Origin of the sequence: Citrobacter rodentium NBRC 105723 = DSM 16636 (genome assembly GCF_021278985.1) — a bacterium.
Lineage (GTDB): Bacteria > Pseudomonadota > Gammaproteobacteria > Enterobacterales > Enterobacteriaceae > Citrobacter_A > Citrobacter_A rodentium.
Window position 1 is genome coordinate 1,225,720 of record NZ_CP082833.1, and the last position, 12,313, is coordinate 1,238,032.

Consider the following 12,313-nt stretch of genomic DNA (forward strand, 5'->3'; position numbering starts at 1 on the left):
TCGCATTACCTATATTTTATTTATCATTGTCCAGACCCAGAACAACCCTAGTAATTCGCTTGCGATACAATAATAAAGGAGCATTTGCCCGGTGGGATCATGCAGAAGAACATCAAAGTTTTCCGGACTTAAAAATTTCAGAAAGAAAAAGAAACCAACAGGTATTACCATCAGTATTTTTATTGACGCCCGAGGCTCTGCCGTTTTCGCCAATTTTTGCCGATCCATTAATCGGGCATTAGAAATAAGTTTTGCCAGATGACTTACAATCTCTTTGACTTCGCCACCGCCACGCATATTGATTAATACGGCAATGACAAAGAAGAAATATTCACGATAGAACAGGCGTTCGTAAGAATCCATAAAAACACTTTCAACATCCTCCCCGATTTCCAGGCGTTGCGAAATTATGGTGAACTCCTCGCCGACAATGCCACTCACTTTCTGGCCGCTCTGCTCGATCCCATGGAGCAATGAGTTGCCAGCGCCCACCGCGCCGCCAATAATATTTAACGCCTCAGCAAATCCCGTTTCGAAAGCCTGTCTTGCCAGCTTCTTACTCTGAAGATAGATGGTATAGACTGTAATAAATAATATAGCCGGTAATACAACCATATAAGGAAACTGGAAGAATTGCTGATTCACAAAGGCTCCCGCCACCAGGGCAATTAAGACGATAATCAGATGCCTGATGGTGGTTGCCTGGTCTTTCCCCTTCAGATGCCGATAGAACTCTTTCCAGAGATCGGCAAGCGCCCGGCCATAGGTATAGCCTGTGAGTTTGTCGCTAATCCGGGTATGCTCTTCAGCGGTGAGAAGATCAAGATTAGTTATTCTTTTACCTCTTTGGTAAAAAATTATGGTATGGATGAATCCAACAATCGCCAATGACAGATAAAAGAGTACAATCATTATGATTTCCCAAATAATTGCTTGAGTGGCTCAATCAGGCCATGAAATACGGCATTACGATAGACCGCTGAGCGTTGTAATAATCCAAAGGAATTGAAATTCCCTTTAATCCGATCGTTTTCATCACGCTCCGCGACGGCGGTAAAGGTAAATATGTCCTGGAGGATAATATTCTCGCCTTCCATACCCATGACTTCCGTAATATTGATGACCTTTCTTGAGCCATCGGGCAGGCGTGTTACCTGGAGGATAAGGTTTACCGCAGAGGCGATGTTACGGCGAATCGCAATCAGCGGCAGACCAACGCTGGACATCATCACCATACTCTCCAGACGAGCCAGCGCGTCGCGCGGTGAGTTGGCGTGCAGCGTTGACATTGAGCCATCGTGACCGGTGTTCATCGCCTGGAGCATTTCAAACGCTTCTTCACCACGACATTCACCAACGATAATCCGGTCAGGGCGCATACGTAATGCGTTGACAACCAGGTTACGCATGGACACAACGCCGCGGTTCTCCGAACCGGCCATCCTCGTCTCAAGGCGTACAATATGCGGCTGAAGCAGACGTAACTCGGCGGCATCTTCTAAAGTTAATACCCGCTCATCATCAGAGATGTATTGTGATAACGCGTTCAGCAGCGTTGTTTTACCCGACCCCGTTCCGCCTGAAACAATAATATTGACCCGGCTACGTGCAGCAATCACCAGGAAATTGGCCATAGCTTCATTGATACTGCCATATTCGATTAGGTCGTTTAGCGTTTTTTTCCCTTTGCCAAATTTACGAATGGAAATTGACGTACCGTCAAGGGCTATCGGCGAGATAACGACATTTAAACGACTTCCGTCTGGCATTCGGGCGTCGACAAGCGGTTGCGAATCATCAACACGCCGGCCTACCTTTGAGACGAGACGCCTGGCAATTTCCGTTAATTGTTCATTATTGATAAATTTTTTATTAACGCGCTCCAGTCGCCCTCCTCGCTCAACAAAGATATGGTCAGGGCCATTGACTAAAATATCGCTAATTGAGTCATCATCCATTAACTCCCGTAACGGACCATAGCCAGTGATTTCATCAACAATGCTTTCGGTTAGCTGCGCTGAGGCGCTGTTCGAGAGATACCATTTTGAACTGTTGACGACTTTCTGGATGTTGTCAGAGATCTCTTTAATGAGTAAATCACGATCGTTTCTTAAGTCGTTTAATTTTTCGATATCAAGGTTTTTTAATACTTGCTCACGAATTAAAAGCATTGATGATGATTTGTCTCTGTCCATAATTACCACTTTTCTATTATCCAGAAAGCCCGTTTATCCCCGGTGTTGACGCACTATTTTTTTAATTTTTTTAAAAGAGATGCAAAACCATTCACTTTTGCTCCTTTCGGCGCAATGGCAATAGTTTTCTTTCCCAACAGTCTGGCGGCAAATGATGATAACTGTTTGTCAACCATTCCTTTTTTAGTTGGCTGAGCGGTATATATAACATCCACTTTTTGTCCAAGATACTCTTCAATATCTTCTGGCGTTAATTTATTTTTAGATGCCATCGGAAATTCATTCAGACAAATAAACAGCCGCGAGTATACGGCATCGTTGCCTGCTAAAGCGCGTCGGCGAATATTTTCAATAAGCTCCCTGGCGACACGTAACGTCGATAGCTCATGAGTAATCACCAGTATAAAGGTATGGGTGCGGCTAAGCACATAATCGAGGCGCTCCTGACTACAGCTGTAGACTGGATTATCGATAAAAATTATATTGAATTGATTAAATTCATCATCGTCAAAATTCCATGCGTTCTCCCTGGTTTCCATCCTGACGCTGATGTTTTTATCTAACGGCAATATCGAACCGTCCCTCGGTATCGCTTTTCCCAGTAGCAGGTCAAGGTCCAGGCTTCCCGCGGCTCCCTGCACCATCAGCAGGGGTATCGAACATTGCGCCCCCACGGCCTGTAGCAGATCATAGCTGAACGAAGAAGCACCGCTTCCTCCTTTACATCCCAGCACGCTATAGATCATTGAACCACGCGAAAACGTGTTGCCAGTTGGTTCGAATATGCGGGCTGGTAATTCTGCTAACTGACTCGCCAGATGTAAATAATGCATTCCCTGTTTGCTGATTTCATGAGAAAACATAATCGAGTCGTTATCGCCAACAAGTATGCAACGCGTGTTAACAGGGGCGACAGCATCAACGGTCTGCTTAAGTTGCATGACATCAACGCAATCAGCAATATCTGCAATGATCACGTCAGGGTGCTGCATAATGGCAATGCTCTCACTATCCAGAATACTTTCGACAATATTATCAACGTTGTTGTCAATATTATTCATCGTCAGGATACTATTGATCTCTTCCAGTACCATTGTCCGTGGTGAAATGATAACAATATTATATCCTGCTTCAGAGCTATCTCTGGCTTCTTCGCTTAAGTCGATTTTATTACTAAAAAGCTTCATTTGCAGATCCTTTGACGATACCGTTATTGTGAAAAGCCGCCATAACTAAGAAATTTATCGGTATCCTTTGACAATCTATTTTCCCGGGTTCCTTTATCGACACCAACATTGAAAAACAATTTATTATTACTGGTCTTGTTATATTCGGGTAAAACAATATCTCTGTTTGAGGCTACAGGTTTCACCAGATTAACCGTGGCAAATATAACTAATTCCGTCTTTTCCCGTTGCGTGTTGGAGTTACGCGCCAGGGCGCCAAGAATTGGGATATCGCCAATGAATGGAACCTTGCCGAGAGTCTCGTAATCTTTTTCCGTCAACAACCCGCCGATCGCAAAACTGTCGCCATCTGCGAGTTCGATCGTTGAGCTTGAGCGACGGGTGGTCAGCGTCGGGATACTGTATGCGTTAAAAGAGTAGGCGCCAGAAATACTGCTGATTTCATTAGATAATGACAGCTTTATTTTACTCTTTTTCTCAACCTTGGCGGCAATGCTCAGTTTGATACCGTACTCTTTATAAGTCACGGTTGTGCCTTCGTTATCGCTGTTTTTGCTCAGGATGGGGATTTCACCACCCACCAGAAAATCTGCGGTTTCGCCAGATAACACCGTCAGGTTAGGTTGTGCCATGATTCTGGCCACGGAGTCATTCTGAATAGCATTGATGACCGTACTGATATTTTTTGCATCAAACCCTCCTTTAAACCCCAGCAGGTTAAAGGTTCCGGGATTGTTAATGCTTGCGCCACCGTTGACAATACTGCTTAATGTCAGGCTGCTCCAGTCAATACCGAGCGCATCCGTAAACGTTTTGCTGACTTCAACAACCGTTAAATGGACGTTGACCTGATTGGAAGCCACAAGCTGCATCTTATTTATTACATTGGCATATTTTTTCTTTTCAATCAGATCGGTATTAATTTTAGAATCAACCACCCTCTTGTTAGCAGATTTATTATCTTTCTCTTCACCGCCACTACTATTAACAATCGAGCCGACAAGCTGATAGATAGCATCCATACTCTCTTCATCGGTAACTGAACCATTAATGATATAAACCACCTTATCCGCCGCCGTAGCCCCGCCCATAAAACGCGTGACCTCAATACTATTACCGGGGAAGAGTCTGGCGACCCTTTGATTGATATCACTGAGGAAGGGATCGACACTGATACTATGCTTAAGCAATACCGTATTGTTTCTGCCATAGACGATAAGATCCGTTGTGCCAGTATTTTTGGCATAAACTATAATATTTTTATTATTTACAACCTTATAGTCAGCAACCCGTGGATCAGAGATAAAAATAGTATCCAGATCGCCAGTGAAGTGAAAATTTCGTGACTGACCATGCTTCATATACAAGGCGCCAGCGGCGGCTGGCAAACTGAAAGAAAGAAGAACAGCTGTCAGCAATAAATGAGATAACATGGTTAATACGTGCCTGCTATTGTTAGTAGCTGTAAACATAATATATGTCCTTCAGTTAAGCTCTTAGCTAAAATCCCTGGTCGCTATTATTTTATTAACCACGTAGCTGATTAATTGACTTTTGCGGTAACGCATCAGTTTCGTCATCGAATATCACATCTTCGGAAACGGGCCACATTGCTTCCACATCAGGCAGGTTATCCTTACCCGTCAGCTGATATTCCTTGTGGGTGGCAGGAAGTATCACTATCTTCGCTTTCCCTTCCAGCCCTTTTAACACCTTAATATCCTGTTCGTTGAGTTCAGCGACCAGCTGACTGCCGCCCTCCCTGGTAGATATGCCATTCTTATCGGTAACAATCTTCGTGGGACGAAGCGCCAGCACCCTTCTGTTTTTCATCAATGGTTTTAGTCGGGTGCTTTCGATGGTCGTACTGGGTGAAACCAGCATCTCCTTGCCATTCTCTTTTTTCTTGCCATATACCATAAAAATATCAATGAATTGTCCGGCACGGATGTTATCGAAAAGATAGTTATCCGCTTCGGAGAGTCGGAAGGTATACAACACATGACCTGGCCGGAGGAAGAGTGATATATATTCAGTTGTCCCTGGCTTTACAAGCGCCGATCCGGGAATAAAGGTTCCTTTGGCTACCGGGACGTTAAGCGCGTAATCTTTTATCGATTTATTGCCGAGAGCGAATGATGCTTTCTCATGGCCACCCCGGGTGATTTCCACCATTTTTATGCGAAAATCCTCTGCCGTCAGAACGGCTTTCGCAGGTAAATCTCTTTCTGCAACGGCAACGCTGATCTTCTCCTGCTCCTCTTTTTTAATGGCAGGCGCTGGTGCTTTGTCGGTAACAGATTCTGCAGATTGCGGGCTATTCATTATCAAAAATAATCCGGCGAGGCCAACAAATATCATAACGATGTAAATATAAACTACTAATGATTTTTTTCTCATCGAATATATCCCTGTTTCAGACGCCCTTACATGCTGAAATAGTTATTAGTTTTATGCATAGCTACCGCACGAGCACTGTTGACCCGAAGTGACAGACAGACGCTAATCCAAAACGGCTTAGCGTCTTTTATGGTTAATACTTTTTATTAAAGCTTATTACTTATCTGGATTAATCCGATCGAGGGTTACTCAGTGGTACCAGTACCAGTACCAGTACCAGTACCAGTACCACTGTCACCAATAGATGCGATATTCGCCGTCATTTTATCGCTCAAATTAGTAAATGTAGTATTTAACATACTCTTTACAGGACCGCTATTACCAAAAATAAACATCACCACAGCAGCCACTCCGGCAACCACTACTGCATACTCAATTGCCGTTACCCCCTCATCATCTCTGATGAACTGGCCTACTTTTTCTTTCATCGTTATACCATAGCTAAACATCATTAATCTCCTTTTCCTTTCCTTGTGTTATTTCTACTTCTCACCTGTCCAACCTTACCTGGACATTTCAATATAATGTCCTAATCTGAACATTACATATCATAAGCAGTATTATCCTATGATTAGAAGCACATAATTCCTTTCGTTTACCATTAGAACTCATGAATTCAACTATTAATAAACAAAGCAAAATTGTTTTAATCAAATACCCTTTAAAAACATAAGCTTACAAAAACACAACAACGGATAATAAATTGTTTACTGACTAAATTCATTTTTCATGCCTTCATTTGCACCTGATTTTTTAATAATCCAGCCGCTCTGTATTAAAAAATTTAATATCCATACCAGGGCATATTGTTGAGAGCTTGTCGGAAATAGTTTGTCAAAGCGTGCATTATTATGGTAAATAGTTTGCTTTACTATTATTACAAGTTCAGGATTTTAGAATGTCGACTATGACTATTGATACTAATAACAAAAAGTATGCCGTACAACTTTATAACGGACACATAGCAATTTTTACCGAATCACAAAGTGATGAAATTCTGATATATGCGGCGGATATTAAAAATGGTACTTATCACCTTCATAAAAGGCGTTATCTGAAAGAGGTAGAGTCATATATATTATTAATGTTGTTGTCAGAACCCGGGATAGTCGTAAGTAACGCCAGATTACAAAGTTATGGTATAAATGGCAAAAATATTACCAGTAGTACTTTAAGACAGGCTATTTTGTCTTTACGTAATTTACTTGGTGATAACTCAAAACCGCATCGGATAATTATAAACAAGGCAAGAATAGGTTACAGCATTCAGAACGCCAGTCCTTTTTATGAAGATATCAATTATTATTTGCAAACAATCAGCGCTGTATCAGAAAACAGCTATTCTCTTGTTTCACGTTCAGATATTAAACATGTTAATCGCAAACATCTCAAACTGGTAAGCCCGGCGAAAAGATTAACTGACTCTTTTCTTCTCTGGTTGCCCTTTGGAAAAAACTTTTTTTTTACCGCTAATTTTTTATTGATTCTCTATTTTATCTTAAATTTTTTAGTCGATTCCCAGTACGGTTTTCATAAAGCTGCGGAATCCGTTCTTGATACACACATCGAAATAGTAAATCAAAACTTTAACTTTGTTATTATTCGTGAAAGTAAAAGTGAATATTTACTTATTGATAAATTAAAAAAAGCATTACTTAACTATCTTCCGCTTGACGATCGCAGCATCGTATTTGAAGCTATTTTCATTCAGAATAAGAATTATCTACAATTAATTTGTTTAAGCAGCAGTGACTTTTCCCGTGTTAAGAATTTCAGATTTACCGTTCAGGACTTTAAATCGGAACATTATCTGGAACGGTTGGCTAAGCAGTGTTTATATGTCAATTGATCATTAACCCTCAGAAATTATCTCAAAGAAGTTGCTACTGGCTCTATCTGGTGCCTGCGATATGTATACTTGAGGTATTGGGTGGAAACAGGGTTTTGCGGGCGGCAAGACGTTTCCCTCCATTCTGTTCTGGTCAGCTTCGCTACAGCCCGGCAAGTTGTCCCGTATGCACGTCAGCCGCTCATTAATGTCATGTGCGCGCTCAGCAAAGAGCGCCATGAGCGTCGCGGCCGGAGTGAACATTTTTCTGACGTGCGGCATATTGTCGCCAGGTTGTTGTTCAGGCTATTCGTAAGGATGTCATTCACTATGAACCACGTTTTATCCCTGAAAAATTGTTGATATTTTCGTTACCGGATAAGGAATATATGGCGCAAATGCCATTATTTTGTTTGAGATACGGAGGCTAATAGCCAGCAACTTCGCCCCGTTAAGTTTCGTATGAAAGACCGTTACGAAATGAAGACAGAAGGAGTGAAGATTAAGCCATTTTAATAAAGATCCGTCAGGTTAATTAACCCATTTTAAAACTGAATTTAAGACCTTTTCCTGGGCCTTTTTCTTATTGCATTATCCTAAAATAATTCTTAGCCATTACCAAATGAGAAGTTTTTGAATAATATCGAGGCGAGCAGTTTCTTATTCGTAAAGTTCTGTAGAGGCATTCCCGCTAGCGAATGCATGCTTTTGCGTAAAATGTTTATCTTGCTGTTTCAGGGGATAATTTGCTTTAACAGGGAATGCAACACGTGGGTGTGGAATATGTTGAATATATTGTTGATGGATTCTAACTATTATCGTGGATTAGGGGTAAAATCCTTAATTTTGAGTCAATTGACAAATGAACGTCTGATTGAGGCGCGCTTTGCGTTATCAACAGACGAAATGAAAAAGGAAAATGCGAACATCATCTTCTACGATGATTTCGTGACGATAAACGTATTGAATAAAAAGAAAATCCGCAGTAGCGGCGATAACTGGCATAAAGATAACCGGACGCAGGAAAGGATAACGCTGCATGTTCCCTTTCTGGCCAGACATCAAACGCTCAACGATATTTCGATGAAGATTGGTAAAATACTGGCAATCGCTAATGCGGACTATCATGTTCACCTCAATAAGAAAGAAGCCTACTGGAGCTTTGGCCTAAAGAAATACGCCCAACTTTCTAACGCGGAAAATGATGTCATGCTCTTAATTGGCAAGGGATACAATAGCGGTGATATCTCACGAATGCTTAACCGCTCACGAAAGACAATCTGTACTCATTATCGTAACGCCAGCCGCAAGATGGGCGCTTCCAATCAGGCTGAGTTTTATCGTTACGCTTCGTTTGTCGCCCGATGTGGACGTAATGAAAGAAACACCTTGTGTTTATAAATTCAATAGTTATAAGGCTTAATTATGGATAATTATCGCATCAATCGGAGTGGGTGGCATGATTTATTCTGCGCGCTACCGTTCTGTCTTATTTTTAACAGTTACGCATGCGCTGCAAATAGTGACACTATTGTTGTCGATAGCGGCAAACTCAACGCCGGAAATTTGTCTCTGATTAACAACGTAAGCGGCGCTTTTCTAATCCAGGCAAAAAACAGCGCGGAATTTAACACCAGCCAACTGTTTCTAACCACTACCTACGCCAGGGGCGGCGACGCATTCTCCGCCCCTAGCGCTTTCAACACCCTGACGGTGACGGAAGATTATGCCGGTATTGGCGGAGCGCTGGAGATGAACGGCGTGCAAAAGGGCGAAAACGGGTATCTGACCAACCAGGAGACGCCCGTCACGCCGCAACCTGCGTCAGAAGCCGGGTTGGATCTGATAACAGCTTCTGTACCGCAGATTAATTCAACAAGAAAACCTGAGGCGGTTTGTCGGGAAGCTGGAAGCTACATCGCCAACTTCGCGGCGACCAACACGCTGTTTACGATGAACCAGCATGACCAACCGAGCGAGCCGGGATTTATTGATGCCTTATCGGCACAACCGGAAGCGACCTGTTTGTGGCTGCGTCAGCCCGGTGTCCACAATGCCTGCCGTGACGATAGCGGAGCACTGAGAACGCAGCGTACTCGCTATGCGGCTCAGATTGACGCGCAAAATCCCGATGACATCAGGACGGGTCGTTCCCCCACGGCTGAACATCCGGGGAAATATTGGCGTTCAGGCAGGAGAGTGCCACCGTCCTGATTGGCCTCAAATATCACTTTTAGCGCCAGCTAACCCTCTGTCCCGGCATGCCATATTCTGGCACCGACGATAATTACTACCGGAGCAGAACATCTAATGGAAGTCATCTTTTTTTCATGGAGAGACAATGCAGATCTTTTCTGGAGACACGTTTTTTGTACTGGGTATTAAGAAATTACTAATCATTCTCGATATTCCTGAACCTGAGGGGCTCATTTTTCTTGATACCGGACAGGACTATATTTATGTACTTGATAGAGATGAGATTAGACATCTTGTTTATTCCGATCCTGTTTCCGCTTTTATTCTTTGTCGTCGCTCATTAATGCATCGGGCGGCAGGTACAAACATCTTTAGTAAGCTGTTAAGCGGATGGCGCTTCGGTTGCTCGAAACGACGTCATCCAACGATACTGACAACCAGTGAAGCGCTGATAATACGTATGATTTGTTTAGGCATTAGCCAGAAGCATATTGCGACAAAATTACACATCAGCGAGAAAACAGTCAGTACCCATAAGTTAAACGCGCTACGTAAGCTCAGGATCAAAAATGTCGCGATTTTTTTTACCGAGTATGCTGCATGGTATCGTTTATGGGACCAGTATATGAACACTTATCACGGTGGCGGTCTGAACGTTACGCAGCAAAGAAGTCCGGAAAACAGGCAAAAGGCAACGCTATTTAATCCTCCGGTTTTGAATGCAGATTGTTAAGGGCAATAAAAGATTTGGCACGCAGAGTGATAAGCCGGGAATTCCCCGGCTTGCCGCTATTTTTTCATTATTTTTCTGCTAAACGTATCAGAACATAACCTGAAGAACTGCTAACTACCCGGATCGTTCACGGCTGTTTCTTCACTTTTAAAGAAAACTGTTTCGGTGTAATACCAAAAAATTCTTTAAAGTTACGAATGAAATAAGACGTACTGGTATACCCTACCTCGTTCGCAATACTATTGATATGTTTGTCGCTTGTTGTGATTAACTTTGCGGCATGATACATCCGTATATCAAGAACTAATGCATTGAAATTGTTACTTTCCTTCTCCAGTTTTTTACGAATCGAGACCTCTGACATATGTAAAATATTCGCCAAGTCTACAAGCCGCCATGATCTGGAAAGGTCGGCCTCGATGATTACCTTTAATTTTTCGGTAAAAGTTGTATCTGTGGATACCGATAACGAGTAGACCAGAGATTCAATATCATTAACTTTAGACAAAAGATAAGTTATCTTATAGACAAGTCTGTGCTGCGGAACGTTGCTCCCTGTTAATCGCTTGAAAATTCTGGTATCTGTTTCATCTACGGCGCAGGTAAAGATTTTACGCCGCGTGTGATTGACTCTTTGCGGATCTAACAGCAGCGGCTCCATAACCTTACAGATACACCTTAAAACGTCGCTATCAACGTGGTAAACCTCATAAGGAACTCCGGAGCCTAACACTTTTAACGCTACGTCCATTACGGTGTTTTTTTCAACATAACATAATGACTCTGGTGGTATATTAAGCGTTTGTCCATCTTTGGTTCTGATAAGAAGTTGAGCATCCCGCAGATGAATAATAGCGCAATTATAAAACCGGATTTTTTTTAGTACTAACATATTGTTATGTGCAAGACTGTTTTTAGCCGGTATACTTAGATTACTTAAAGCACTTTGACGATTCATACAGTCACCCCCATGCTTTGTATGAATATAATTTCATGGGTTATCAGCTATGTAAACTCGAAAAAAACTTATAGCCCTCAAAAGAAAGAATTTTTAATTATTCTATTCTCAACAATACATTACAAATAAATACAATGAGTTATCCCTTACCTCTGTATAAAACACTTCTTTTTTGAATATTTTCAGAAGAAAATAATGCGCTAATTTAGATCTTAAGGTTTTGCCGGATGAAACAAAGATCTTAGTAACACCGGGAGCTTCCTGGTTGAATCTGCGCCCAGCTTATCCTTTACTACTTTTATCCTGTAATAGACCTGGCTTACTCTTAATTGTAAAATAGCCGCTATCGCCTTAATTCTGAATCCTTTAAAGAAATATAAATAAATTATTTCTGTTTCAATGTCAGTAAGCTTTTTAAGAACAGATACTGGTGAAGGTATACAATTAGTAATGATACTAATCCGTCCGTGGTGTAAAGTTAGCTGCTCCAGACAAATACAGGTTATCGGTTTTTTTTCAAAGAGGAAACTATACGTAGCATAACTCTCTTTATCGCAAATTAAATACGTGCTCTTGTACTTTTTGTAAACTTCATAAAGAGAATCCAAGCCATTAAAATCATAACATTTAATATTTATACTCTGATCTGTAAGCAAGCGCACCCCATAATTAAAATATGCATTTTCACTTGCTATTAAAAAAGCAATGGACATAAAATTCCTTAGCTATTTAATCTATTAACTACCTTAACTAAAATCGACTATAAGGGATGAAAAGCACAAACACCACCCTAAAAAATAACACCAAAAGATAAAA

12 protein-coding genes are annotated in these 12,313 nt (G+C 41.7%); 4 read left to right on the forward strand and 8 right to left on the reverse strand.

What is annotated here, in order from left to right; translation table 11 throughout:
- Window positions 1-9 precede the first annotated feature (9 nt).
- From K7R23_RS05775 to K7R23_RS05800, 6 genes are all read right to left on the reverse strand, one after another.
- The gene (locus tag K7R23_RS05775; RefSeq protein ID WP_012908090.1) at window positions 10-912 is read right to left on the reverse strand and encodes a type II secretion system F family protein; all 903 of its coding nucleotides are present in this window, start codon (window positions 910-912) and stop codon (window positions 10-12) included.
- Window positions 912-2,195, reverse strand: a complete 1,284-nt coding sequence (locus K7R23_RS05780) for a TadA family conjugal transfer-associated ATPase (protein WP_012908089.1) — start codon at window positions 2,193-2,195, stop codon at window positions 912-914. Before K7R23_RS05780 ends, K7R23_RS05775 begins: the two co-directional genes overlap by 1 nt.
- A gap of 53 nt (window positions 2,196-2,248) precedes the next feature.
- Complete coding sequence (locus K7R23_RS05785; RefSeq protein ID WP_012908088.1) at window positions 2,249-3,382, reverse strand: CpaE/TadZ family protein; 1,134 nt, start codon at window positions 3,380-3,382, stop codon at window positions 2,249-2,251.
- A 23-nt stretch (window positions 3,383-3,405) separates the two neighbouring features.
- Window positions 3,406-4,854, reverse strand: a complete 1,449-nt coding sequence (locus K7R23_RS05790; RefSeq protein ID WP_012908087.1) for a type II and III secretion system protein family protein — start codon at window positions 4,852-4,854, stop codon at window positions 3,406-3,408.
- Between the two features lie 55 nt (window positions 4,855-4,909).
- Window positions 4,910-5,782, reverse strand: a complete 873-nt coding sequence (locus K7R23_RS05795; RefSeq protein WP_012908086.1) for a CpaB family protein — start codon at window positions 5,780-5,782, stop codon at window positions 4,910-4,912.
- A 185-nt stretch (window positions 5,783-5,967) separates the two neighbouring features.
- On the reverse strand, window positions 5,968-6,234 hold the full coding sequence (locus K7R23_RS05800) for a Flp family type IVb pilin (RefSeq protein ID WP_081442339.1): 267 nt from the start codon (window positions 6,232-6,234) through the stop codon (window positions 5,968-5,970).
- 446 nt (window positions 6,235-6,680) lie between these two features.
- On the opposite strand from K7R23_RS05800, the gene K7R23_RS05805 reads away from it, so the two are divergent.
- The 4 genes from K7R23_RS05805 to K7R23_RS05820 all read left to right on the forward strand — a co-directional run bounded on the left by K7R23_RS05805 (window position 6,681) and on the right by K7R23_RS05820 (window position 10,539).
- Complete coding sequence (locus tag K7R23_RS05805) at window positions 6,681-7,631, forward strand: winged helix-turn-helix domain-containing protein (RefSeq protein WP_012908084.1); 951 nt, start codon at window positions 6,681-6,683, stop codon at window positions 7,629-7,631.
- Window positions 7,632-8,411: 780 nt separating this feature from the next.
- Window positions 8,412-9,011, forward strand: coding sequence for a helix-turn-helix domain-containing protein (locus K7R23_RS05810; RefSeq protein ID WP_231851584.1), 600 nt, complete (start codon window positions 8,412-8,414; stop codon window positions 9,009-9,011).
- A 24-nt stretch (window positions 9,012-9,035) separates the two neighbouring features.
- A complete protein-coding gene (locus K7R23_RS05815; protein ID WP_012908081.1) occupies window positions 9,036-9,824 on the forward strand; it encodes an autotransporter outer membrane beta-barrel domain-containing protein in 789 nt (262 codons plus the stop codon).
- A 127-nt stretch (window positions 9,825-9,951) separates the two neighbouring features.
- Entirely contained in the window at window positions 9,952-10,539 is a 588-nt protein-coding gene (locus K7R23_RS05820; protein ID WP_012908080.1) for a helix-turn-helix transcriptional regulator, read from the forward strand.
- A gap of 127 nt (window positions 10,540-10,666) precedes the next feature.
- Here the strand turns inward: K7R23_RS05820 and K7R23_RS05825 are convergent, their stop codons facing one another.
- Both K7R23_RS05825 and K7R23_RS05830 read right to left on the reverse strand, forming a co-directional pair.
- Window positions 10,667-11,497 carry an AraC family transcriptional regulator gene (locus K7R23_RS05825; RefSeq protein WP_012908079.1) on the reverse strand — a complete coding sequence of 277 codons (831 nt, stop codon included), beginning with the start codon at window positions 11,495-11,497 and terminating at the stop codon, window positions 10,667-10,669.
- A gap of 212 nt (window positions 11,498-11,709) precedes the next feature.
- Window positions 11,710-12,210, reverse strand: coding sequence for a helix-turn-helix transcriptional regulator (locus K7R23_RS05830; RefSeq protein WP_012908078.1), 501 nt, complete (start codon window positions 12,208-12,210; stop codon window positions 11,710-11,712).
- Window positions 12,211-12,313 lie beyond the last annotated feature (103 nt).